The sequence below is a fragment of the Paenibacillus sp. MDMC362 genome, from assembly GCF_003269305.1.
In the GTDB taxonomy this organism is placed as follows: domain Bacteria; phylum Bacillota; class Bacilli; order Paenibacillales; family Paenibacillaceae; genus Paenibacillus_AQ.
The window spans coordinates 63956-89901 of sequence record NZ_QLYT01000017.1; the positions used below are offsets into that span (position 1 = coordinate 63956).

The window sequence follows — 25946 nt, forward strand, 5'->3', positions numbered from 1 at the left end:
CATATAAGCTATATCTAGTTATAGCCTATGGCTATATCAAGATTGGTATGCCTGTAATGCTTGTCTCGCTTCAAGTCTCTTTAGCCATATCATTAAGATAGCAATTGTTACGCATGTTGAAACACCCTATAATTAAGTTTACTTCGGACTGTAAAGGAGCTTATCTATGAAAACAATTGGACTAATCGGGGGAATGAGCTGGGAATCCTCCATTGAATACTACAGAATGATAAATGAGCAGGTGAGAAGCCAATTGGGTGGCCTCCACTCGGCCAAATGCCTGATGTACAGCGTGAACTTCGAAGAGATTGAACGCTATCAAGCCGAGGGGAATTGGAAAAAAGCCGGTGAAACATTAGGTGAAGTTGCACTTTCATTAGAAAAGGGCGGCGCCGATTTTATTGTGATATGTTCCAACACGATGCACATGGTACTAGATTTTATAGAAGAAAGAATAAGGATCCCTGTGCTGCACATTGCCGATGCTACGGCTAATCAAATCCATGAACAAGGGATTCGTACCGTAGGCTTGCTTGGAACCAAATATACCATGGAGCAGAATTTTTATAAGCAACGATTAGAAACTAATGGTATTCAAGTGCTCATCCCCAATGAACAAGATCGAGGGATCGTAAATAAAGTGATATACGAGGAATTATGTCTCGGTAACATCCAATCAAATTCAAAAGCTTACTATAAAGAAGTTATTGAACGGCTGATTCAGGATGGAGCCGAAGGTATTATACTGGGATGTACGGAGATTGGATTGTTAATAAAACCCGAGGATTCCAATGTTCCCCTCTTCGATACTACCTCCATACATGCCAGTGAAGCTGTTCATAAATCATTGGGAGCAGACTCTTAATTCAAGAATCGGATATCGTTACAAGTTATCTATGCTGTTCAGCACTAGAATCAGCCCGGCAATACACAATACCCATGATAGAATCGATCCGGAGCTCTTCGCGATTGTCAGGCGCAGCTTCTCCAGCGGTCGCTGCATCATGCGTCCGAATACGAGGTGTAATCCAAGCAGTAGGATTGGAGGCAGCACCATCACGATATTGTATGCAGCCAGGATGGGCATCCATTGAACCGTTGTTAACTGAGCCGTAGTCATCAGCCCGATAGCCGCAAAGTACGGAAGGGCTGTTGCTACCTCCAGCAGGGACGTTGTGAACCCAAGGCCGATCATGGCTCCGAAGCTTTTGGATTTTGGACGGCGCGGCTCGGATGTTTTTTTCGTGGGGATAAAGAAACTGGCGACAAACAGGACAGCGCCGACAATGGTCATGATCCAGCTTACCGTTCGATTTTGAAAAATGCCGGTTACGGATTGCAGAACAGCATCCAAACCCAGCATAAGCGCAGCGCCTACCAAGAAGTAGAAGCCTGCCACTGTTAATAAATAAATGAATAAACGGGGGATTAACCGGTCCCGTTCGGTCAAGAGCAAATACACCGTTACGCCAAGTGTAGCTGGACTCAGCATGTCCAAGAGGGATAAGGCTCCAATGGAGAGCAGCAGTTCCAACGTCAAGATGTCTCCCCCTCTTCTACTTGTTCTTTGTCCTTGCGTAATACATAAATTTCGAATGCCTGTTCCATGAAATGAAGAAGGGCATCCTCGATGGGATATAATCCCATCTGCTCGGACTGCGCCGGCGATTTACGGATTTCCCACAGTTTATCTATGAAGGGATCTTCATCTTCAAATACCTCAAGTCGTTTCTCATCCATCCGTCGGACAATTCGCTGCACATCCGGTGAATCGGGACCGTCCTGCATCCGCCTTTTGAGCTGCCCCAACAGAGCGATCCACTCGAGAGAGTCGGGATCCGTGCTGTTCATATTAGGGAGTAGACTTAACAACTCTACTTCGCGCTTCTCAAACATCTGCTGCCTTATCGAGTGCTTTAACGATGGGTCTCTTCCGGAGAGGTGAATCAATTTCTGAATGACGTCCCAGCTTGTCTCACCTTCCATCGCAATGCTGTGAAGCACGGCTCGCAGCGCCGATTCCATCTGATTTAGCTTTTTTTGTTCGTTCATTACGAATTCCAACTGATTCATCAGGCTGGTGGACCAGTTCCATTCCGGGTTGGAAATCATATCCGATATCTCTTGCAAACTGAAGCCCAGCCTCTTCAGAAACTGGATTTGCTGCAGCTTCTTTAATTCCTCTTCACTGTATATACGATGTTTGCCCGGTGTTTTGGCGGCAGGAATCAGCAGGCCAATCTGGTCATAATAGCGCAGCGTTCTTACCGTAATCCCCGTTTGCTTGGATAAATCTTGAATGGGAATCAACTTCATCACCTGCTTTCCTAAAGTCTCGATAACTTCACTATACAGGATGACGCTACGTCACTTTCAAGCTTTTTTACGAGTAACGTTCAAAAAACAAATAACGCCTGTTGGAGACTCAGGGAGTCAACAACAGGCGTTAACTGATTTAATTTTCCTACCAAATCGAAAGCATAGTTACTGCGTCAGCCCTTTAGCCTGCAGATACGCTCTCTTGTATTCGGCTGCTTTATGGGCGATCAAGCTGTAATCCTGCCGCTTCAAAGCTTCGCTAGTCAGGTCCGATCCAATACCGACGGCTGTTGCCCCCGCCTTAATCCATTCGCCAAGATTATCAAGCGAGACACCACCGGTCGGCATGATATTCGCCTGCGGCAGCGGGCCTTTGATCGCCTTGATCATCGAGGGATCATACAGATTGCCGGGGAACAGCTTGACAATATCCGCTCCCAGTTCAAGTGCTTCCTGGATTTCCTTGATCGTCATCACGCCCGGCATGACCGGAATCCGATAGCGGTTGCACAGCATCACGGTTTCCCTGCTCAGGCACGGCCCTACAACAAACTCGGCGCCGCTCAATATCGCAGCACGCGCAGTTTCCGGATCAAGCACAGTACCTACCCCGATGATGGCATAGGAGGAAGGATCTTCGGCGTTCCAAGAATATTTGCGCGACAACGTTTCAATGGCCCGGAGCGCAAACGGTACGGTCATCGTCACCTCGATCACTTTAATGCCGCCGGCAATCGCCTGTTCGGCCATCTCCACAACCTGCTCCGGCGTTTCGCCGCGCAGGACCGCGACCACGCCTTCTTCTGCTATTTTTTGAATCAGCTGCAATTTCTTCATCTTAACTCCTCTTTTCTATTCGATAACTACACGGAATACGATTCAAACGTACATTCCACTCCGTTTATCGTTCTCGCTGAGCTGCCTGAAGCCATTTCCGTCAGACGCAGTCGATCCTCGGTCATCCACCCTGTATACGCAACCTCAAATCCGCCGTCTGTCATGAATTCCGGCCTGTGCCCGGACATTTGCCGTGCGAACGCCGCCAGTTGTCCAATCCCTCTGTTCTCAGCTTCCCGAACGGTTACCGCTTCTACGGTGAGAGCCATTCGAGGGCCACGGCAGACGGCCAGATGATATCCGGACTGCTCCCTAATGTCATAAGCAGTCCCGGGACTCAAATGTACGGCAAAATAAACCTCATCTACCTTGCCGTATAGAGCTTCCGCCTCATACAGCCATTCTCCTTCCGGTAGAACGCCGACAACTTCACCACCACCAACACCACACGCTGGTTCCGGCAGCGGATACAACGCAAGCACCACGTTTTTGTGGTACAGCACCTCCATCCACTCACTCTGGTGGCGGGGATCGCTTCCTGAGGGATCATATCCCTCTCCCGGGTGAAAAAAATACAGCTGATTTGCCTTGCCGCCATTGCGGACAGGTAGGCTGAACATCCAGCGCAGCTGCTCGTTGTCGAACTCACGAACCCGCTCCCACAATCCGCCCGCCGCAAAATATTCCGTCACATAAGCGTAGGAGTGCAGCTGCCGCATCTCGCCGTCAACCGATTTCATCAGAGCCTTGCGCACTTCGGTCGGTTCGCTTCGATCCAAGGCAAGACGACGATTCCCTTCCGGAGCTTCGTGGAATAGAAAACCGGCGTACTCCGTGCGCGGCATCTCCTCCGGCAGGCTAAAATCACCGAACTGGACATAATCGTGAAGCACATTGGCATCCCTCGGTGCATCATGCGGCCATCCTCTGGAGTGGGCTCCTACCCACGCCCCTTTCAAATAATAGGACGTGCGCAGGCTCCACAGCTCATCCAGAAGTTCATGAAGCTCCCGCTTTAATTCCGGTTCCTCCATTAGTTCCAACGCGCAGGTGAACGCCTGTATCCAATGCCAGAACCACGGCAAGCACCCGTATTCTGCCATACCTTCCCGCCGGAGCAAGCTCAGGGTATCCCGAAGACTTTGTTTTCCGTCCTCCAGAAGCTCCTTATCATCGAACCGATGGCCGAATATTAGCTTGGCTGCCGTATATTTGGCCTCATGATGATTGCACACCGTGAGCAGCTTCCGAAAAAATCCTCCGTGGTAGATATGTTCCAGTCCAGCCTCAAACTCAGCCGCCAAGCCCTCGCTCATCTCAGTTTCAAACTTGCGATGGAAAAAAACCATCAAGCTCCCCATTAATTCAACCGGCAGCGGATGTGGACTCGCCTCTTCCGGCTTCGGTCCCAGGTTCAGCGGCCAGTGTCCGTACATCGGACTCTTCGCGTCCTTGTTCTGCAATCGCAGCACACGACCCAGAACCTCCTCTGCCAGCCGCTTGCCTTCCTGCCGGTTAAACTTCGGATCAATCTCAAGGTCTAGCGAAGCCGCAAACAGATAAGAGGCATAGTAGAAGTTATCACGCACATCCCCATGAAACCACAATCCGCTGGGTAATAGAGGCTGCCTCCATGCTCGTTCCGCAACGTTCCGAACAATCCGGTTCATTCTCTCTTTATAATCGTTCATTTGTTCTCCTTTCCCAATCCGATGGTAAAGCAGCTTCCCAACATAATGAAATAAAAAACGAACTTAAAGAAACCTAATTCGAACCTATATAAACATTAAAAACCTAAATGAACAAAAAGGGAAGCTATTTTTCAGAACCCATGCCATCATTTATCTTGTTTGCAGTAAAAGCCCGACCAGAGGGATGTTCTGGTCGGGCATGTTGTACTCGATGAACTGTATTGTCCCTGTCGTAATGGACTATTTGTCTTCCCCATCCTGTACAAAATTGAGCACAGCTTCGTCCACTGCCGCTGTCTGTCCAAGGTCCGGTTGATCTGACAGCTCGACTTCGCAAGATTCGGGACCGCCATGCAGTTCAAAAAGGACCAGCTCGTTCTCCCCTTTACGCAATAAAGGGCCGGGAATATACAAGGCCTTCTGCGGCCCCGCGTTCCAGTACCGGCCGAGATTAAAGCCATTGATCCAGGCGGCACCTTTGGTCCAGCCATCAAAGCGAAGAAACGTGTCTCCGATGTCCTCCACCCGGAAGCTGCCGCGGTAAAATCGGGGCAGGCCCGCGTTTTCCGACTCCGGCATGGCCATCTCTTCTTGCTCCGCCCGCCCTTCATCCGTAACCGGTGTATAAGAGAGTGATGACAGCATCTCTGGCTCCAGTGGCAGGGTTCGGATCGTCCAGTTGTACAGGAACTGGTTATCGATTCTCACGCCTTCCGTGATTCCCTTGGAATCGCGGATTAGCGGCCCGTAATTGATCCGGCCCATGTTCTCGACAAGAATATCCAGCCTTGCTCCGCCTGCGGGTACGGTAATATCGAGAGGCTCTGATTTCCATCGTTCGATAACGCCAAGCGGCCGACCGTCCAGAAATAACTGCGCGCGATCACCAACCTCCTGAATATGCAGCTGCTGTCCTTGCCGCGGTCCCTGAATAAACGTGCTGTACAGTATAAAACCATAGGACTGACCGAATTTTTCCATCGTCTGGGTGCATACGCTTTTTATCGGTATTGAGAGATGCTCTAGATTGGCATCCGCAAACAGACCGGCCATTTCAGACAAAGCAACCTTTCCGTAAGCCGCTTTCGGAATGGGCTCCGGGAGGGGGCAACCCGGTTTAAAACCATGCTTGCTTAGCACTGTCCGCACCGCCTTATATTTCTCCGTCTGATCCCCCCATTCCGTCAAAGGGGCATCATAATCGTAGCTCGTCGTTGTTGGCTCGTATGCCTGGATGTGATTCGCTCCACTGTAAAAGCCGAAGTTGGTTCCGCCATGAAACATATACATATTAATCGACGAGCCCTTCTCCAGCATTTCATCCAATACTCCGGCGACATCGGCCGCATCCCGCACATGATGGTCCTCCATCCAGTGATCAAACCAGCCGTTCCAGAATTCCATGACCATCAGCGGCTCTTCCGTGCGATACTCCCGGTATTTGCGGAAGGATTCTTCTACCCGGGATCCGAAATTCACCGTTGCGTGCACATCGCCAAGCGTCCCGCCCAGCAGCATTTCGTCGGTTGGCCCATCCGAAGTAAAGAGAAGCACATCAACGCCGCGCCGAACCAGTCCTGCGCGCAAATATTCCAGATAAGCATGGTCGTTGCCGTAACTGCCGTATTCATTCTCGACCTGAACCGCCAGAATCGGCCCTCCGTGTGTGGACAACAGCGGAACCAGTCTCGGAATCAACTCGTCGTAATAATGATCCACCTTGCTTAAATAGAGCGGGTCACTGCAACGAAGCCGGATTTCTCCATAACCCAGCAGCCAGCCCGGCAAACCTCCAAATTCCCATTCCGCACAGATGAACGGACTCGGTCTGACAATGACATGCAGGCCCAGTTTCCCGGCTATTTCGATAAACGATACAATATCCGCCATACCGCTAAAGTGAAATTCCCTTTCTTTGGGTTCATGTACATTCCATGCGATGTATGTTTCAACGGTATTAAAGCCGCAGGCCTTTAATTTTAATAGCCTGTCCTCCCAATATTCAGGAACGACACGAAAATAGTGTATCGCTCCCGATATGATCCGGTACGGCTGCCCGTCCAGCAAGTACTGTCCGTTCTTCCATGTGAGCATTCCCATTACAAATTCCCTCCACACCTCATATAAATATCCAGCGTTTATGCCCCGCAGCGATAAACCGCCATGCTTTTGATTTTCGGACTTGCTGCCGATTTCAGTACACGCAAGCGCACCTTGTCGGAAGATACTGGAGCAAACGCATCGATTTTCTTGTGACCGATCGCGCTGCCGCGGGTAAGCTCGAGCCACGCTCCATCAATGAAGGCTTCCAGCACATATTGACTCACCCGTTCCCCGAAAGCAATGTCCTCCATAACAACGACATGATCGATCACGCATGTTCGGGGAAGGTTTAATTCAACGATCTCTCCCGATCCCGAGCTTTCGGCCAGGGCATGACCAAACCGGCGCTTGATCTCTTTGCCAAATGCCAGAAGCCGCTTTACATCGGCTTCCGGAAGCAGCCCGCGCTGGTCTGGTGCGACGTTGAGCAGCAATGTCGCACCATGCCCGACCGACCGATAATAGATTTCCATTAACTGATCCACGGACAACAGCAAGTGTTCTTCATCCGGATGCCAGAACCAGCGGTCTTTTCGGATGGGGACATCGCATTCCGCGGGCACCCAGCCCGGCGTCTCCGGCAGCCACTTCAACGATTCTTCGCTGAACATGCTGCCCCGCGAAGAATCGGCCGTGTTCCAGCAAGGATACGGAGCCACGCCATCCTCATTGCCGACCCAACGGATCGTGGGCGCGCCCATATTAAACACCATGGCGCCGGGCTGATACCTTTTAACAAGATCCATGATACGGGGCCAGTCATATTCGCGGCCTTCCGACCCAGCGCCGTCAAACCAAATTTCCACAAGCGGACCATAGCCCGTTAAGAGCTCCTCCAATTGTCTGCAATAAAAGTCATCATACTGTTGCGGGTCGGCATAACACGGCTCGTGCCTGTCCCAGGGGGATACATAAATACCGAAGCCGATGCCCTCTTCCCGGCAAGCATCCGCGCACTCTTTTACGACATCGCCCCGACCCTCCTTCCACGGACTCGAGGCTACGGAATAATCCGTTGTCGCCGTCGGCCACAGACAAAAACCGTCGTGGTGCTTGGCCGTCAATATGAAATAACGGAATCCGGCTTCCTTCGCGGACCGGGCCCACTGTTTAGCATCCAGGCGGTCCGGATTAAACAATGACGGAGCGTCCTTGCCCTCCCCCCATTCCTGGTCGCAGAACGTATTGATTCCGAAATGGCAGAACAACCCGAGCTCCATGTCCTGCCAGGCTAGCTGCTCCAGCGAAGGAACAACAAGCTGGTCCTTAAGCTTTCTTGATATGGACATAATTTCCCCTCCAACGCTCACCAGTCGTAAAAAAAGGGCTTTGGGGAAGCCCGTTCATTGGCCCCCCGAAACCCGTTTCCTACCAGGATTCTTATACCTCGTGCATTGCCCCGTTACTTGACAACGCCTTTTTCGTTAATGATTTTGGTGGCTTCATCGACCATCCATTGTTGAACCTCATCAATCGGTTCGTTGCTGAGCATGAATTTCGCAAAGCCGTCATTAATGATCTTGGTCAATTCCGAAGTATCCGTCATCATGACTTTGGATGCATCAAGATACTCGATTTCATCGCTAAACAGCGTATATTTCAACGACTCCATATCGTACTTATCCTCTTTACCGGCAACCAGCTTTGTCAACAATTCTTCGTTATTCGCTTTCTTGTAGCCAGAGAACTCAAGTCTGTTGTCCGAATCGGCTGTTGTCATGAATCTCATAAGCTTGAAGGATGCTTCCTTGTTGGTGGAATTGGCACCCAGTGCCAGCATATTGCCGCTGGTGAAGTATTTTCCTTCATACTCTTTAGGTTCCGATCCTGCAGGAGGCACAGGTACAGGAGCGAAAGCGGTTTTAAAATCATGCGGATATTGCTCAGTATTGCCTGGATCCGCTACCGTAAAGTTACCTGTAAGAATCATAGCAGCTTCTTCATTAAAAAATTCAGTACGGTAGTTCAGCTTCGCGGCAAGCACGTCACTGTAAGGTTTGGCCGACTTGTCCGTCTCCTCCATATCTTTGCGGAGCTGGAAGAAGTATTCGTAGGTCGGATCTGCCAAAATGGTTGTCCCGTCCTCATATACGAACGGATCTTTCATCATGGTTTGCGCAGGAGCGTTCATATATAGCTCCCATGTATGGAAGTAAGAACCGTAACGCTTGTCAACCCCTTCGCCCTTGGTCAGCTTTTTGGAATAGTCGCGGTAATCATCCCAAGTCCAGCCGAATTTCGGAACCTCGAGTCCCGCTTCATCCAGGGCATCCTTGTTGAGCATCACATAGTTCGTGCTCTTGGTGTACTGCATGCCATAATACTTGTCTTCTAGCTTGGCATTAACAAAGTATTCGTCTTCCGGAACGAGACTTTCCTGCTCATAGAACTCGTTCAGGGGAGCAAGGGCTCCACGTGAGGCCCGTTCGAGAACTCCGCCCAGGCTTGGGAATTGAATAACATCGATCGCTTCACCGGATGAGATCAGGAAATCCAACTTTTTCAACATTTCCACGGAATCGCCGGGAACCAGAACCACATGCTCGACCTTGATATTCGGATTCTGATCCATAAATTCCTGGAGCATGGCGTCCGTACCCGCTTGTTGGGCTTCGTTATCCCAGTTGTAGTACTTAACGGTAACCTGCTTGTCCGTCTGACCGCTTCCACCGTTCGTGCTGGCACCGCTTTCTGACCCGGATTTCCCGCAGCCGCTTAATACCAGGGTGCTCGCCAGGATCGTGCTAAGAATGACGGATAATCTGTGTTTACTTTTTTTCTTCATCTTACTTCCCCCTGCACAGATAAATTAGTTGTGGTGTTGTTTTCATGTTCATTATAGGCACCAGCATGGCTGATCAAGTGCACAATTTTGAGGTTCTAGGATTACATTTTTGACTTTCCGAACTTCCGAATTTTGGCTTTAGACACCGCATCACCCTTTTACCCCGCCCAAAGCAATGCCGTTTATAACCTGCTTTTGCAATGCGATGAACACAATGACCAGCGGAATGATCGCCGAGACTGACGCCATCATCATAATGGCATAGTTGTTGGTGTAATCATCGCGGAACAGCGTCATGCCCAGCGGAATGGTGTATAAGTCCTTGTCCAGCAAAAAGATGAGCGGATTCTGATAATCGTTCCAGGTCCATATGAATTTAATAATGGCTACCGTAGCCAGCACAGGCTTGCACAGCGGAACCATAATGGAAGCAAATGTCCGCAAATGACCCGCTCCGTCAATTCTGGCCGCTTCCAAGTATTCATCGCTGATCCCGTTCATAAATTGACGCAGCAGGAACGTAAAGTAAATCGAAAACATGCTCATGAAGATGATGGCCTCATGCGTATTGTAGAGCCCAAACCAGCGAATGAGCAGAAACCGCGGAATGAGCGTCGCCTGATCCGGAATGATCATGAACGAGAGCAAGGCCATAAAAACCAGATTTCGTCCCTTGAATCGAATTTTCGTTAGCGCATACCCTGCCATGGATGAGATAATCAGGGTGATTAGGGTCGTAATAATCGCAATTTTAAAAGAATTAAAATAGAAATCATAGAAGGGAACTCTTCCCATCCAGACCATCTTGAAATTGTACGCCAGATTCACCTTTTCCGGTATCCATTGAATCGGGAAACGCATAACATCCTTCTCATATTTAAAAGCCGCGGAAATCATCCAGATGAGCGGAACGAGAAACACAAGGGACAATGCCCCCATGATAAGGGTGACTACCACTTTGGACACGTTTTTTCGAAGAAGCTGCATGTACATTCCTCTCCCTCCTTATTCTTCATTTCTCATTTTCCAGGTGAGCGCGGTAATCAGACCGATAATCGCGAACAGCAGCCAGGAAATGGCCGAAGCGTATCCCATATTGTAATTTTGAAAGCCTTCCTCATAGATGCGGAATACAAGCACGGTAGAAGAATTGTTCGGGCCGCCTTCCGTCAAAAAGGCGATGATGTCAAACACTTTAAACGAGCCGATCAACATCGTAATTAACAGGAAGAAGGTTGTCGGACGGAGCATCGGAACCGTAATCGCAAAAAACTTTTTAATTGCACTGGCACCGTCAATATCCGCCGCTTCATAAATTTCATTCGAAATGTTCGTAAGCCCGGCCATATAGATAATGATCGTGTAGCCCAGGCCCGCCCAGGAACTGATGATCGAAATCGCCAAGAGTGACGTTTTCGGATCGACCAGCCATTTCGGGGGATTGCTGATCCCGAGATCCATCAGAAACTGGTTGATCGGTCCCAGCGATGGGTGGAATAATGCGCTCCACACCGCAGCAACAGCAATAATCGAAGAGATATAAGGAATGAAGAACGCGACTTTAAAATAACTCTTGAAGAACACGCTGTTGTGAATCAAAACCGAAAGCACCAGAGCGATGGCAATCGGGATCGGCACCGTAAGAACCATATAGATCAAATTGTTTTTTATCGCTTGAATAATGGTCGGATCATGGAACATCTTGATGTAGTTATCCAATCCGGTAAACTCGATCCCCTGGACACCCGACAGCATATCCCAATCGGATAAACTCAAATACAAAGAAAATCCAAGAGCAAACACGTTTAACAGCAGCATCCCGACGATTTCCGGGGCCAGAAACAGCCACCCGATCAAAGCCTCTTTCCGCTTGGGAGTCCAAAACTTCCGCCGGCTCTTGGACACTGGTTGTTGTACAGCCTCCATCTAGCATCACCTCAACAATTTGTAAGTTGTCATTATAGTAATACATCCGCCACCGGCAAGAAGGAGGGATTATGACCAGCCATGTGCAAGATTTTGACCAAAAGAAGCCCCACAAAGTGAAGCCTAAACTTCGATGCTTTTTCCATATACTTTGCGGGGACCCCAAAACAAAATGCCCCACAAAGTGGAGCCTAAACTTCGATCCTTATTCGAAATACTTTGCGGGGACCCCAGAACAGAAAGCCCCACAAAGTGGAGCCTAGACTTCGATGCTTATTCCAAATACTTTGCGGGGACCCCCAGAACATATAGCGAATACATTTATGGCTTATCGCTTCGCTAAAAACTCCTACATTCTATAATCGTAAAAAGCCGCCCTTGATAGGCGGCTTTGATGCTGTATAAGTGACCGAAGGGGTAACGGTCCGCTTATTTTCGTGCGGTGTATTTCGCTTTATATTCGCTGGGCGTGGTCCCCACGTATTTTTTAAACACTTTTGAAAAATACGTCCGATCCGAATAGCCTAATCCCATAGCTAAGGACTCCAGATTTTGTCCGGACATTCTAAGCATTTTGGTAGCCATCTTCATTTTGTATTGATGAACGTAATCCGTAAAGGTCAACCCCGTCATCCGTTTGAAATAGCGCGAGAAATAGCTTGGATTCAAAAACAGATAGCGTGCCATGTCGATCGACGTAATGTTATCGTCAAGATGCTGATCGATGTATTGCTGGATCACCTGCAGCTTCGGCTCATTCGTGGAGCTTCCCACTCCCGCTTGCCGGGTTCCGATAATCTGGGTCAGCTTTCTCTCCACCAGTTCCATCATATCCTCCAAGGTGCGTGCTAAAGCAAGATAGGCGAACAGATCCTCATCGAATTTGAGACTGGAGAACATCAGCTCGATACCTCGCAGCATGGAGGTAAGATCCCTGGCAAAGTCGGCCGGATCAATCGACAGCTCTTTTGCGGTGCCGGCGACTTTGTGCAGGGTCGTGCGGATACCGTCGAGATCCTGCTGGATGAGTTTCCGCTCCAGCTCCGAAACGTAGCTGTCAAGAAAGCCGTGAGGCGCGGCTTGAAACCACCGCGACCTTATTTGAGAAATTTCGGATATCGTATAGTCGGAATTTTCGTAAAACTCGCATTTGTCATGAAGAATTTCCTGATAAATGGAGCCAATCGAGCTTAGTTCCATTTTGTCCGTAACCGCAATTACGTTCGGTTGAATTTTGAGAAAATGGACGCACTGATAACGCAGCCGCTGCACATAATTATGGAGATGCAAGCTGGCATTCTGTGCGAGGTTCACCCTAAAGTTATGCAGAATCACAATGTTCCCCTGCTCCATGAACGGCGTGATCCCTTCATACGATTCGGACAACTCCATCGCGATATTGTATACAGCGTATAAAATCAGCGGAAATTCCGAATGTCTGAAACGCTTGTCAAAGCTGGAGAGCTGAATGCTGACCAGCCCCAGCATAAACCACGGATACGTCCAGGAGATGCCGATCTGAGCCGCATAAGCCAAAGTGGCTTCGGACGGAGAGCCATTGATCACCTTTTGCAGCAAATCCTGCCGAAAGAGCTGACTATTGTAACTCGCTGCCTCGCGATTAATCAGACCAGCCCGCGTCTTTAACAAGTGCACGGACTTGCCGAGACTCTGTTCCAGCTGCTCCGCCGTAAGCTGATCTTTGATCAAATAGTCATCCGCCTGCAGTTTTACGGCCTGCTGGGCATAATGAAAATCCTCATGACACGTCAGGAAGATAATCCGAACCTCCGCCTTCATGCGAATAAAATGGTCCGCCAGCTCAATGCCGTTTTTCTGTGGCAGTCCGATATCCGTAATGACAATGTCCGGCCGGACTTCCTCGAACATATGCATCGCTTTCGCGCTGGAATACGTACTGCCGGCAATCTGCAGGTTGTTTGCCTCCCAGTCAATCATCTGTTGCAGTACCTTAAGCATAGGAACATCATCGTCTATGAGCATTACTCTGTACATCATTCTTCCTCTCCCTCCGGTAAAAAACCATGATGATGACTTTGGGGCAAGTACAGGGAAACTGACATTCCACCCTGCGGAAGGTTGGCGAGTGTCAAACTCGCTTCCCGTCCGAAGGTTAATCGGAGTCTTTGGATCACGTTCATAAGACCGACCCTCTCATAAGCTCCTTCCTGCTCGCCGCTTGGTCTTCCAAGTCTACGGTTTAGACATAGGAGCATGTCTTCATCGGCCCCGAAGCCATTGTTGATAATCTCGATTCTGATTCCGTCCGGGTGCTTTCGGGAGCGGATCTCAATGCGTGGAGTTTGATGATCGACAAGCCCGTGGACGATGGCGTTCTCAACGATGGGCTGCAAAATAAGTTTCGGCAAGATGAGTCCCTCGGTTTCCGGATCCAGGTCAACCTCTAAATGAAGCGGGATTTCATTGCGAATTTTCATAATGTCAACATAGTGGCCCAGCAGCTTGCATTCCTCGCGTAAGGTGGCCGGCTCATTGACCTTGAGATAGGCTCGGAGCAAACTCATCAGGGAATCAATAATGCCACTGTGAAGCGTATCCTTCGTCAAGATCAGGCTGCATTTGATCGAATTCAGCGTGTTGATCAAAAAATGAGGACGGATTTGCATAAACAAGGCCTCAAGTTCCATCACTCGCTTCTGCTCCTGCTCCTGTTCGATATCATGGATCAGCCGCTGCAATTGATCGAGCATCGTATTCAGCGTCTGCCCCAGTTCGGCGATATCATCCTTGCCCTTGACCTCCAGTCTGACATCCAGGTTTCCCATGCCGAACTGGCGTACGACCCGCTGCAGCTTGAGAATCGGGCTGTGCAGCCTTTTGGCGATCAGGATGGACATCCCGGAGAACACGAGAAACAGCAGCAGAACACCGGCAAGACCGGTATAAAAAGTCCGGGAGATTTGCCCCGACCACTCTTTCTCCGAGGCCTCGTAAGCCAGCTTCCAGTTCGATTTCAATATGGTTCTGTCCGTTCGGACACTGCCCTTGGTTTCCGTATGATGCGGGATCAACCCGGGATTGCCTGCGATGAATTCCCCGTTTGCATCAAAGAGCGCCACCTTGCCGAAGTCGATCGTACCCAGCAGCTTGTTGAAGTACGAATCGGAAATGGCACTAAGCAATACGGACACTTGCCTCTTCTCTCGGCTGTCATAGATGACCCTGGCAATATAATAACTCTTGCCTTTCCCTGACGCGTCGCCGCCGGCCATCCCAAGCCATTGCAGGGTTTCCGGTTTACTGAGATCGACGCGCTCCATCAGTTTGTCGAGGCTTCCGTTATAGGCGGTCAAATCCTCCGTGCCGGATGAGATGACAAAATGCTGGCGGTTGACCAAGTACATGCGCACGTTATTATTCAGCGGCTTGGAATTAATCAGGGAAAATACGTCCTGAATTTGTCTGAAATGTACATAATCCTGATAAGTACCCAGCCGTTTGGTGTCTGCGAATGACTTCAGGATATTGCGAACATTCGTATCGTTCACGATAAAATGGGAAGCAAACGTGACATCGTCAATCGTCTTGCTCAGCTCATCCGTCATGACGTTCAGGACATTGTCGTTGCTGAGCTGCAGCTTCTCTACCATCGTATCCCGAATCAGAACAAACGAAATGATAGAAACCGCGATCAGCGGAATAAAGATCAGCAAAAGAAACGACAGCTGGATGCGTTTATAGTAGGTGAATTTGAACATTTTCTCTGCGCCTCTCTTATGCTCTTGTCCTCTTTATTCTATCAGTCCTCTGTGCTGGAAGCATTCATTAAATGATGACGGTTGCTTGCTTTTTTCCGCCTTGAAGGGTCGTCAGCACAACCTCCCCGAAGATCTGCATGTCCTCCACAACATAAGAATCATAATGGCCGGACGGCGCACGGTGACTAACAACGAGTATAAACTCCTCTTCCATTCCCGGGAGCTGAACACCGCATGCCTCCGCTTGCCCGTCATGAACCTGTTCACCCGTATGACGGTATACCGGAACCTTACGGACTCGCGGAGAAGCCGTTTCGCCTGGACGATGGGGATACAGCACCTGCATGATGCTGATCAACCCTTTTCCCGTCCGGGAGTAAGTCACGTTCGCATTCGGTTCCAACAGGTTATATTCGCGGGATATTACACCCTCGCCCACTTCTCCGCGCAGACCGTCTGTGCGTACGGGGATAATCGATAGATTCGCCTCCCCAGCCGTGTTTGTATGGCATATCAACGACTCCGCTTCGATCCCGACTTCTCCTGGCGGGTGCGGAAAATGAAAATGCTGAGTAAAGGTATGCTGCTCAAGGCACACCAAGCTGTCGATCAGCAGCCAAAAATAAGGCTTAACAAAAATGATCCTTCTTCGCGGATACAACGGTTCATCCCCATAGAGATAGCCGTCATGCGCCCCTTCGACATAGTCAAACTCCGGCCTACTGACCCATTTGCAGCCTAGCGGTGCGGCAATCCGGTCGAAAGACCAGGTGTCCTTGATTCCGGTAAACCCGATTCCGTCGACAACCGTTGTGTTATGCGCTGAGCTCTCTTTCAATGCTTCTCTCAGCGGTGTATGGTCGCTATAGTTGTACCTTCCAAGATCCGTGAGCAGATCTCGGCCGTAGGCATGAAGATCCACGTGCAGCATATCGGCGTGACCATGGCCTCCGCCAAGCGGGCCGCAGTGAAAATAAAGGTACAATGCTTCTTCGTCCCAACCCGTTCGCATCGTATAATGGCCGGAATGGGTAAAAGCCCGGCTCCGGGATGGCGGCTCAGTTGGAACCATAGCTTCGTACTCCCGGATTCCGTCCATGCCGAACAGCCAGGCATTGTCGTAATCCGGCCGAGCGTGTCCGCCATATCTCAGAACGGGATCCCCAAATAACCACGCGGCATAGGTCAGAATGCCACGAATGTCGCTATCGTCGCTGTCTCCCAGCATCGGCTGCCTGTGATTCGGCTTCGCCCAGAACAGGGAGGCTTCGGCCATCTCACGGACCGTACGCCGAAATGGACCGTCAAGCTCCAACCCGTTGAGATTGGCGAGGTGAATGCAGTCAAGATAACAAGCCAGCACCTCATGATGGTATGTAGGCGATTGCTCCCAATGAATGCCATCCGCCATAATCTGAAGCCTCGCTGTCTCCTTCAGTCTCTCTTCTCCCATTTCCCGCCACCGTGCCGACTTGCTGAACTCCGGGAAGAATAGCGCAATATGGTATACACCGCAAGTTTCCAGTACTCCCCAGTTGCTGATATGCTTCCAGCTGGTGAAGGAAGCAGCCAGATACTCCCCGTGCTCGTGAAGCGAAATCAGCGTTTTACCGAGCAATGACGGAGTCAGGGAAGGGCTACCGATCACGTATTGAAGTGCCTTAATCCAGTTCACGCTGCGCAGCCCCGCCTCGATCGGGCGCCATGTCAACGTATCCGTCGTAGGTTCTCCAGGAACCGGATTCCGATCGATCCAGTCTTCAAGCTGCCGGCTAAAGACCGCCGCATACTTCTCATCGCCTGTCATCGCATACGCTTGACCCAGCGCCACCCAATAGCGGTGGCGATTCAGCATATAAGCCCACTCCACGTCTTGATCGGGAACATGGCACCAGTCAATATCACCGTCAAAAGTAACGGGAATCACGCTCCGTTCCATATCCCATGGAAAGCGGAACAGGAACGTCTGCTGCACCACCTCATCCGCCGACTTCATGACGGTTTCCAGTTCATCTGCACAGAATTGCTTCACATAATCCGTAATTTTCTGCTTATCCTCACTGCTCATCCACCATCCCGGTGTGTTCCGACAGGAGAAGTGTTTATGCAGCTTACGCATCATATCGCGCCGATGGCCTTGATTGTCTGCATCCTGCATCGAACGCATAACGGGATCCTCCGGATTCAAAAGAGCCAATACGGCATTCACCGAAGCTTCCGTCGCATCAGCGTTCATACCAGTACCCCTTGCTCCCGGTCTCCATCCGAATCAAAGCTTCCAGGTAAAAATAATCCCCCCAGATCATGAAATCATCCGGTGATAATCCGCCGCGCACATGATAAGAGCCATGCAACAGCAGACCCTCCGCTTCCTTGCCGATCGTAGAGTAATTTCGTACCAGCGAGGTCATGGAAGCCTCCAGGCCTTGCTCAAAGTCGGTTCTTTCCGGATCCTCCTCATCCAAATGTCCAATCAGTTCCAGCAAGCCTGCTGCCACAATGGCGGAGGCCGAGCTGTCGCGGTAAGTTTCCGCGGTTACGGGCGTGTTAAAGTCCCAAAAGGCGACATGATCCTCCGGTAAGTGCTTCAGGAAATACTTCGCCATTCGTTTAGAAGTATCCAGGTATACACGATCTCCTGTATATTGGTATGCCAGTGCGAAGCCGTACACCCCCCACGCTTGTCCCCGTGTCCAGGTCGAGCCGTTCGTAAAGCCCTGATGCGTGGCGCCGCCGATCGGCTCCCCCTTATGCGGATCGAAGAAAAAGGTGTGGTATGAGCTGTCGTCTCCCCGCACCAGATAACGCCGTGTCTTCTCCGCCTGCATGATTGCGATGTCCCTATATACGGGATTGCCGGTTTGCTGCCCGGCCCAGAACAGGAGCGGCAGATTCATCAAACAATCGATAATGATGCGACCGCCCTCCTGTTGATCTCCTTCAGGGCCCCACGCTTGAATATATCCGCCGCCTGGACGCCAGCGTTTCAGCAGCAAGTCCGCAGCCTCAAGCGTCAATTGGCGGGCACTCTCGTTCTTCTCAACGATCCACTCCGCTTTGGAGGACAAGGAATACAGAAATCCGATATCGTGATGATCAAGCACCTTTTTTTCTGCATAACGGCGGCGAAAATGTTCAACCGTTCGTTTTGCCGCCAATCTAAAAGCTTCGTCGCCCGTATATTCATAACATAGCCAGAGAAGTCCGCTCCAGAAACCGTTCGTCCAGTCGTCATTGTCATTCAGCAAATAAGCGCCGTCCCTGCTGACGTGGGGAAATCTTGTCCCGAAAGTATCCATGTTCTTCCGGATTTTCTCTACAGCATCTTTAATCGCACTGCTCCACATAACGTCGTGCTCCCTTCACAAATCCATCATTATTACGATCCATGATAAGGAGAGTCACCCGGTTCTTGTAGAGCCGATTTTTGCTTTGATGTGCAATATTTTGACTTTTGCTCCCCTAAGGTGGTAATTAAGGAATAAACCCGTCCTTTTTCGTTCGAATTCAACAAAAAAAAACGATTCGAGGTAACCTCGAATCGTTTTGTCTGCCTAGCGATATGCGATATGGCTAGCCGGCATGCTTTTTCCACTTTCTGATTTTGGTTCTGAAGCTTTTGAACGGCGCGACGGAATTGATGTGCAGCCATTTCCACATCGGCCAGTTGGCACTGGTAACCGTCCACTTGCGAACGCCTGAATGAAACAACTCTTCCTCACGTAAGCCGTTGATCCATTCACACCATTCATTTGTCCTCTGCTTTAACAACGAACGTAATTCTTCCAAAGAATATCCATCATACGTATGATAGAATTGCTGATACAGCGCCCCCAACTGATTCCATTTTAAGTCAGGGGTTGGCGTCGTAACTTCTTTACCCGCAAGTTCATCCTCTTCCCAGCTCATCACCAGCGTTAGCCATCCCAGCTGATAGGCAATCATCTCTTGGGGTGTTCTATCGACTTCGTCAATACGAAGATTCCTTTTATCCTCTGGAATGTCATCAAACTCATGATCAAAAAGGCTATACGTTCGTTGAATTTCAGCGATGAAAGCTTCTTTGCTCTGATACGTTTGCAACGGTACACTCTCCTTCATCATTTACATCCATCATTTAAAGGCGAACATCCAAATGATACCATGACCAAGGATCATGTACGGTGATGAATATCATCGATCGGCCGTTCTTATCCCCTGGACTCAATCTCTTTCCGAAGCCTTGCGATCACTTCATCTAGGGCACTCTCTCCAAGTTCCCCCTCGCCCCGTTTACGGACGGATACGTGATCGGAATTCAATTCCTTCTCGCCAAGAACAAGCGTGTACGGCGTTTTCAGCAGACCCGCCTCGCGGATTTTATAACCCAGCTTTTCATTTCTTACATCGACGTTCACCCGTATGCCGGCATTTTCCAGACGTTTCTTCACCTTTAACGAGTAGTCGATATAATGGTCGGATACCGGTATGATCATAACCTGTACGGGAGCCAGCCACATCGGGAAAGCCCCGCCGTAATGCTCTGTAAGAATCCCGATGAATCGCTCGATGGATCCAAATACCGCCCGGTGAATAACAACCGGCCGATGCTTCTGGTTATCTTCTCCGATATACGAAAGATCGAATTTTTCAGGGAATTGGAAATCCAGTTGGATGGTACCGCATTGCCAGCTTCGCTTTAAGGAATCCAAGATATGAAAATCGATTTTCGGACCATAAAACGCCCCATCCCCTTCATTAATCCGGTACGGCAACCCCAGTTGATCCAACACCTGCTTCAGGGAGGACTCCGCCTGCTCCCACAATTCCTCGGAACCCATGGAATCTTCCGGTCTTGTCGATAACTCGATTGTATAATCAAAGCCAAACACTTGATAAACCTGGCTGATAAAATCGATAACCTGCTTGATTTCTTCCTGGATCTGATCGGGTCTTACAAAAATATGCGCATCATCCTGACAAAACGTGCGCACCCGCATCATACCGTTCAGCGCGCCAGAGAATTCATGGCGGTGCACCTGACCAAATTCGGAAATGCGAATGGGCAGCTCTCGGTAGGAATGCAGCGAATTTTTGTAGACTAACATATGCCCTGGACAATTCATCGGCTTCAGCGCATACTCCGTCTCGTCCACTTGCGTGAAATACATATTGTCTTTGTAATGATCCCAGTGACCGGACATTTCCCACAGCCGCTTGTTCATCATCAGCGGAGTCCGCACTTCATCATATTCGCGATGGAACTGAAGTCCTCTTGCGAATTGCTCCAGCTCATTGCGGATGATCATCCCGTTCGGCAAAAAGAAAGGCATACCCGGTGCTTCCTCCGAGAACATAAAGAGCCCCAGCTCTTTTCCCAGCTTCCGATGATCCCGTTTCTTGGCCTCTTCAAGCAGCAACAGATGCTCCTCCAGCCGCGACTTCTTGGGAAACGCCGTTCCATATATTCTTTGCAGCATTTTATTGTCCGAGTTCCCCCGCCAATAAGCGCCCGCCACACTCATTAATTTGAATGCCTTGATTCTGCCCGTTGAAGGAAGATGCGGCCCCCTGCACAAATCAATAAACTCTCCCTGCTCATACACCGATATGACCTCGTCCGCCGGTAATTCGCGGATCAGCTCCATCTTGTACGGGTCGTTTTGGAAGATACGTTCGGCCTCCTGACGCCCCACCTCCTTGCGAATAATCGGCAGGTCTTCCTGAACGATCTTCTGCATTTCCCGCTCAATGGCAATCAAGTCTTCAGATGTAATCGAATGCCCCAAATCCATATCGTAATAAAAACCATCCTCAATGACAGGTCCTACCCCCAAGTGGACGGACTGGCTGCCATAGATCCGTTTAACGGCCTGGGCCATCAGATGAGCCGCGCTGTGCCGATATACGTACAGTCCATCCTCTGAATCGAGCGTTATGATGCTTACTTCCGCATCCTCACACAGCTTATGATCCAAATCCACGAGTTTCCCATTCACTTTGGCTGCAACGGCTTGTTTCTTCAGACCTGAATGGATGGATTCCGCGATTTGATTCATCGTCGTTTGTGCGGGATACTCCTTTTTACTTCCCTCTGGCAGCGTTACTACGATTGACATTGTTATCCCTCCATCAAATTTAGATTGAACGCAAAAAAGCACTCGATCCCGAAGGGACGAGTGCGTTCAGCTCGTGGTTCCACCCTAATTTGATCCAGACTTACAGCGGCTAAATCGCAGCATGCTCATCGGATCCTCATTCAGACATCCGGTAACGGGGATGATTCGGTGTTTTCTAGTTCCATATCTCGATAGTCGAACGACCGATCAGGGTTCAAAAACACAGCTACAAAGGGGTAATTCAAGAAGCAATCACGGAGGAAGCTTTCACCAATCACTTCCCTCTCTGGGCAGGTCGTTTCAAGAATCATGTCTTTGATCATTGCTGATAGTAAAGTACTATAAGTCAGTTTTTTCTAATTGTCAAACATAAACTGACGGATAGACCATGTTAATATAGCTAACATTCGGTCTCCTCTAGTTCATCCTATGTAAACATCTCTATCACGGTTACTTTTCTTCATGGTTCCATGAGATTTTAATCATATATCCAACGCCCAAACCGACCAGAACTCCTGGAAACGCGCTGCCCAGCGCTAAACCGATACCCGCTCCAATGATGACGCAAGCGTAAATAATGACATCTCCCTTATTCATTCCATTCATCTCCTTTTGTATGTATTTGTGACATAGATCGTAATTTTCTATCACAACATACATCTTACAAGATGACGTGGCGTCGCTTTCAAGTGTTTGACGTAAAAAAGGTAAAGTTCTATGGGATCAGGGAGGGCTTAGCGGAATTTGCTCAAGTATCGTCAACCCCTCGAAATGGGCTTTTGAATCTCCCTTGTTTCTCCTTGAAGCCAAAACGTTTAATATCTTACCATATGACATAAACGCTGAAGGAGGGTTGTCCATGGATATGTTTATAGATTTAGGGATTAAACTAATCGTCAGCTTTTTCGGGTTATGGATCATCACATTTGTTACGGGGAGAAAAACCATCAGCCAGCTTACACCGCTTGACTTCTTGTCCTCCCTAATTCTGAGTGAAATCGTCGGGGCAAGCCTCTATGATGATAAGGTAAACCTATATCATTTGGTATTCGCTCTTGCGCTTTGGACAACGATGTCTTACCTCTTCGAAAAGGCAACCACCCACTTTGTTAAGTTCGGATATTTAACGGAAGGCCGGGCGGTACTCCTGATCGATAACGGAAAGCTCAACCAAAAATTGTTGAACAAATACGATATGGAATATAAACAGCTGTTATCCATGCTGAGACGGCAAAGCATTTTCTCGTTAACTGAAGTCAAATACGCCATTCTGGAAACGGACGGATCGCTGTCCGTCATGCGCAAACCCGAGTACGAGCCGCCAACGGCCCAGGATATGGGCGTAGCAGCCAAGCCGGACACCTTTACGGTGACGGTTATCGACAAGGGCAAGCTGCTCGAGGAATCGATGCTGGGCAAACCCATTGCACAGGGCGAGATCCAGTCAAAAGCTCGGGAACAAGGTTTTGACTCCCTGGAAGATATCGCTTATGCGGAATACGGAGATGACGGGAAGCTTTATGTTTATTCCAAGCGGGAGGTTCAGGACTGAACCTGTACCCATCGATTAAAAAACGAAAGAAGTCTGATAAATCAGGCTTCTTTCCCCTTGCTTCTAACTATAGACCGAATTCAACGATATACTGTTTGCACACCGTAACATATCCCAGAGACTGATATAAACGTACTGCGCTTAGGTTATCCTCCAGCACATTCAGATACACATGGAGAGTGGCTGCACGTCCCTTACGGGTCAACTCCGCACACACCTTTTTGCCGTACCCTTGTCTCCTCCACGCAGCATCCGTGCCGATATTCCCAAGCTCCACATAATCATCGCTATATATATGGTATCCGCCGACGGCGATGAGCTCCTGATCCTGAACAACTCCATAGAACGGATGATGAAGCTCTTCCCTTGCAAAAGCCATCGAATGGAACTCAGCCATTTTTGACTCAATCATATCAAAGTACGATGGGTCTAAACGAAACACCTCGTTATTCCCTAAAGGCAAATCTTCAAGATGGAGATGCTTCATGAGAAGAATGCCTGCGGGAGGTTTCGTCACATCAACCTCAGGATTTAGAACCTCCCATTCATCCTCACTCACGATAAAGCTACCTAATGCCCCCTCCGGTAATTTCAAATCTTGTATCATTCGGGTCAGCACGGACCGAAAACGAAACGATGTCTAAAGGGGATACACCGAAAAGGCGTAGAAAGGCAGACCCTTTAGGAAAGCCGCAATACCCAGCAGATCTCCATGTTCTGAGAAATGCCCATAGTGAACGGTATGACTCTTCCGAAATGTAAGATAGGAATAGTATAAGAAATGCCGCTCTCTGTTGATGGTTTCCAAGAGACGCTCCAGTTCTTCAGGCAAAAGTCTGCGAATTACCAAGTCTTCTCCCTTTCTCAAAAGAAATCCATGAGATAGGTTTGACCGGCGGGAATCATCGTTTCCAGTTGTTTTACAGTCTTTGGATTCCCGGATAGCCGGTGAATGGCATGCAGCGCCAGTGGTCTTTTATATCCCGTAAACAGAGCAGACAACGTCTGAATATCGGTAGTCAGATCAGCCTGCTCCCCTGCATCGGTCGGAAGCTCCGACAGCTCCGCTTTCCCCTCTTGATTAACGGACAACCTCCATCTGCCCGCATTCCAAGGCGCAGCGGAATCTTCCACCTCTAAGGTCATGACGGCTTCCTGATGAGCCTCAAAAGCGTAATGCTCCACAAAGGATTTCAAATCTACGATACGGGCCATGAAGTAAGGGACCACTTCCTGGGTAACGCGTGGATCCGGCAGCATGAACGGCAGCTGATCATCCCCAGGCACCATCGTCATCGTAACCTGCTCAATCCTGGAATCATGGTTTCCAAAAAAGGTCCAGAGTGCGCTTCGGGCTTCTTCATTCAGATATACAAATTCGTCGCACACAAGATCTTTGTCTTTGAGCTCATATAACGCGTAGCCCGTCGGTTTGCCTTCAGCTGAATAATAAACAACGCTGTGATTGTCGCCCTGCAGCACGGATCTTGTCCACCATGCCTCATCCCGCACAAGAGTACCATTATAGCGGCTGGCATAGGCTTGATACATGCCGTCCAGTGTTGGAATATCGGTTACGCCTCTTACAATGCGCCCAGGCACTTCCACCTTACGCGGGAATTTAGATACCGGAATGGTGTACTTTTTGTATTCCGCATAAAGTTCCCAGCCGAATTTACGATAGAACGGAATCGAAAACGGGTGCAGGAAGGAAAGGGTCTGGCCTTTGCTCTTCATCTCTTGCAACGCATGCTTGAGCAAGGTGGATACATGCCCCTGTCTGCGGTTCTCGGGCCATGTTGCCACACCGGCGATACCGCCCATATCGAATATGTCTCCATGCACATAAACTTGCAGCGGGATGATGGTCAGTTTCGCTTGCAGCTCTTCTCCATCAAAAATTCCCCAGAAGCGTTCAGGTTTAAAATGCTTTTGATTGGATTCTCGCTGCTCCGGTGTTAGCGTATATTGAAAGGCATATTCGGATAATTTGGTGCTGATCTCAAACTCGTCGGATCTTAATTGTCTAAGTTCCATACTTGCTTCACCTCTCCAATCTTTATATGTACTTTTGTTGCTTATCCCGGTTCAGAATGTTGTTCCAGGACACATGATCAGTATAACATTGCTGCTGTCTATGCGGAACAAAACACCGTCCGTTTTCAGGAACACATTCAGCCGTAAAGGGATCGTATTGGTACAAACAAAAAAGTTGGAATAATTTACACAAACTTTTTGTAAGCTACTTGACAAAGTTAACCCCCTGAGATTATGATTAGCTCATGCAAAATAACAAACACATCACGGTAAAAATAAATTTCAAATAATCAGGAGGTAACAGCAATGTCCAAATTGAATATCGGTATCATTCTAGGCAGCACACGTCAAGGCCGTTTAAGCCCGCAAGTCGGTGAATGGGTTAAACGTATCGCTGATGAACGCGGAGATGCAAACTACGAAATCGTTGATATCGCTGATTACAAGCTGCCGCTTTTGGGCGAGGCTGATGCTACAGAGCAAGCTACCGCTTGGAACAATAAGCTGAACAGTCTTGATGGCTTTGTATTCATCGTACAAGAATACAACCACAGTATTTCTGGCTCTTTGAAAAATGCACTCGATTTTGCTCGTGAGCCATGGAACAACAAAGCAGCAGGCATCGTGAGTTATGGTTCGGTTGGCGGCGCTCGTGCTGCCGAACATCTGCGTGGAATTCTGGGCGAATTGTCCGTAGCGGATGTTCGTGTACACCCGGCACTTTCGTTATTCACTGATTTCGAGAATGGCTCTGTATTCAAACCGGCTGATCTGCATCTCGTCAACCTGAATGGCATGCTTGACCAAGTGCTTGCATGGAGCGGAGCTTTGAAAACACTGCGTTAATCTTGGATTCAG

21 protein-coding genes are annotated in these 25946 nt (G+C 49.2%); 3 read left to right on the top strand and 18 right to left on the bottom strand.

What is annotated here, in order from left to right; all coding sequences use genetic code 11:
- Positions 1-166: 166 nt before the first annotated feature.
- Entirely contained in the window at positions 167-865 is a 699-nt protein-coding gene (locus tag DP091_RS09185) for an aspartate/glutamate racemase family protein (RefSeq protein ID WP_113058048.1), read from the top strand.
- Positions 866-883: 18 nt separating this feature from the next.
- Here DP091_RS09185 and DP091_RS09190 read toward each other — a convergent pair whose 3' ends face one another.
- The 16 genes from DP091_RS09190 to DP091_RS31305 form a co-directional block, all read right to left on the bottom strand.
- Positions 884-1540 carry a GAP family protein gene (locus DP091_RS09190; protein WP_113058049.1) on the bottom strand — a complete coding sequence of 219 codons (657 nt, stop codon included), beginning with the start codon at positions 1538-1540 and terminating at the stop codon, positions 884-886.
- On the bottom strand, positions 1537-2310 hold the full coding sequence (locus tag DP091_RS09195) for a MerR family transcriptional regulator (RefSeq protein WP_373456909.1): 774 nt from the start codon (positions 2308-2310) through the stop codon (positions 1537-1539). The genes DP091_RS09190 and DP091_RS09195 overlap by 4 nt, the downstream gene beginning before the upstream one ends.
- A gap of 174 nt (positions 2311-2484) precedes the next feature.
- Positions 2485-3156, bottom strand: coding sequence for a bifunctional 2-keto-4-hydroxyglutarate aldolase/2-keto-3-deoxy-6-phosphogluconate aldolase (locus tag DP091_RS09200; RefSeq protein WP_113058051.1), 672 nt, complete (start codon positions 3154-3156; stop codon positions 2485-2487).
- A gap of 26 nt (positions 3157-3182) precedes the next feature.
- The gene (locus tag DP091_RS09205) at positions 3183-4847 is read right to left on the bottom strand and encodes a hypothetical protein (RefSeq protein WP_113058052.1); all 1665 of its coding nucleotides are present in this window, start codon (positions 4845-4847) and stop codon (positions 3183-3185) included.
- Between the two features lie 240 nt (positions 4848-5087).
- The gene (locus tag DP091_RS09210; RefSeq protein WP_113058053.1) at positions 5088-6947 is read right to left on the bottom strand and encodes a glycoside hydrolase family 35 protein; all 1860 of its coding nucleotides are present in this window, start codon (positions 6945-6947) and stop codon (positions 5088-5090) included.
- Between the two features lie 38 nt (positions 6948-6985).
- Positions 6986-8239, bottom strand: a complete 1254-nt coding sequence (locus DP091_RS09215) for an alpha-L-fucosidase (protein ID WP_113058054.1) — start codon at positions 8237-8239, stop codon at positions 6986-6988.
- A 113-nt stretch (positions 8240-8352) separates the two neighbouring features.
- Complete coding sequence (locus DP091_RS09220) at positions 8353-9735, bottom strand: ABC transporter substrate-binding protein (RefSeq protein WP_113058055.1); 1383 nt, start codon at positions 9733-9735, stop codon at positions 8353-8355.
- A 150-nt stretch (positions 9736-9885) separates the two neighbouring features.
- Entirely contained in the window at positions 9886-10722 is an 837-nt protein-coding gene (locus tag DP091_RS09225) for a carbohydrate ABC transporter permease (RefSeq protein WP_373456910.1), read from the bottom strand.
- An 18-nt stretch (positions 10723-10740) separates the two neighbouring features.
- Positions 10741-11661, bottom strand: a complete 921-nt coding sequence (locus tag DP091_RS09230) for a carbohydrate ABC transporter permease (protein WP_113058057.1) — start codon at positions 11659-11661, stop codon at positions 10741-10743.
- Between the two features lie 429 nt (positions 11662-12090).
- Positions 12091-13680 (bottom strand): response regulator, encoded by a 1590-nt coding sequence (locus DP091_RS09240; RefSeq protein WP_113058059.1) that lies wholly within the window; start codon positions 13678-13680, stop codon positions 12091-12093.
- The gene (locus DP091_RS09245) at positions 13677-15401 is read right to left on the bottom strand and encodes a cache domain-containing sensor histidine kinase (RefSeq protein ID WP_113058060.1); all 1725 of its coding nucleotides are present in this window, start codon (positions 15399-15401) and stop codon (positions 13677-13679) included. Before DP091_RS09245 ends, DP091_RS09240 begins: the two co-directional genes overlap by 4 nt.
- Before the next feature lie 67 nt (positions 15402-15468).
- Complete coding sequence (locus DP091_RS09250) at positions 15469-17637, bottom strand: alginate lyase family protein (RefSeq protein WP_113058061.1); 2169 nt, start codon at positions 17635-17637, stop codon at positions 15469-15471.
- Complete coding sequence (locus tag DP091_RS09255; protein WP_113058062.1) at positions 17627-18748, bottom strand: glycoside hydrolase family 88 protein; 1122 nt, start codon at positions 18746-18748, stop codon at positions 17627-17629. The genes DP091_RS09250 and DP091_RS09255 overlap by 11 nt, the downstream gene beginning before the upstream one ends.
- A 226-nt stretch (positions 18749-18974) precedes the next feature.
- Positions 18975-19484 (bottom strand): ClbS/DfsB family four-helix bundle protein, encoded by a 510-nt coding sequence (locus DP091_RS09260; RefSeq protein ID WP_181469764.1) that lies wholly within the window; start codon positions 19482-19484, stop codon positions 18975-18977.
- A 107-nt stretch (positions 19485-19591) separates the two neighbouring features.
- Positions 19592-21499 carry a threonine--tRNA ligase gene (thrS, locus tag DP091_RS09265; RefSeq protein WP_113058064.1) on the bottom strand — a complete coding sequence of 636 codons (1908 nt, stop codon included), beginning with the start codon at positions 21497-21499 and terminating at the stop codon, positions 19592-19594.
- A gap of 450 nt (positions 21500-21949) precedes the next feature.
- A complete protein-coding gene (locus tag DP091_RS31305) occupies positions 21950-22096 on the bottom strand; it encodes a hypothetical protein (RefSeq protein ID WP_181469765.1) in 147 nt (48 codons plus the stop codon).
- 262 nt (positions 22097-22358) lie between these two features.
- On the opposite strand from DP091_RS31305, the gene DP091_RS09270 reads away from it, so the two are divergent.
- Positions 22359-23051, top strand: a complete 693-nt coding sequence (locus DP091_RS09270) for a DUF421 domain-containing protein (RefSeq protein ID WP_113058065.1) — start codon at positions 22359-22361, stop codon at positions 23049-23051.
- Positions 23052-23118: 67 nt separating this feature from the next.
- On the opposite strand, the gene DP091_RS31780 is transcribed toward DP091_RS09270, so the two are convergent.
- Positions 23119-23610 carry a GNAT family N-acetyltransferase gene (locus tag DP091_RS31780; protein ID WP_258394453.1) on the bottom strand — a complete coding sequence of 164 codons (492 nt, stop codon included), beginning with the start codon at positions 23608-23610 and terminating at the stop codon, positions 23119-23121.
- A 305-nt stretch (positions 23611-23915) separates the two neighbouring features.
- Positions 23916-25088: a GNAT family N-acetyltransferase gene (locus DP091_RS09280; RefSeq protein ID WP_113058066.1), complete on the bottom strand. Its 1173-nt coding sequence runs from the start codon at positions 25086-25088 to the stop codon at positions 23916-23918.
- Positions 25089-25394: 306 nt separating this feature from the next.
- Here DP091_RS09280 and DP091_RS09285 point away from each other — a divergent pair, with 306 nt between their 5' ends.
- Positions 25395-25934: an NADPH-dependent FMN reductase gene (locus DP091_RS09285; RefSeq protein WP_090911314.1), complete on the top strand. Its 540-nt coding sequence runs from the start codon at positions 25395-25397 to the stop codon at positions 25932-25934.
- Positions 25935-25946: the final 12 nt, after the last annotated feature.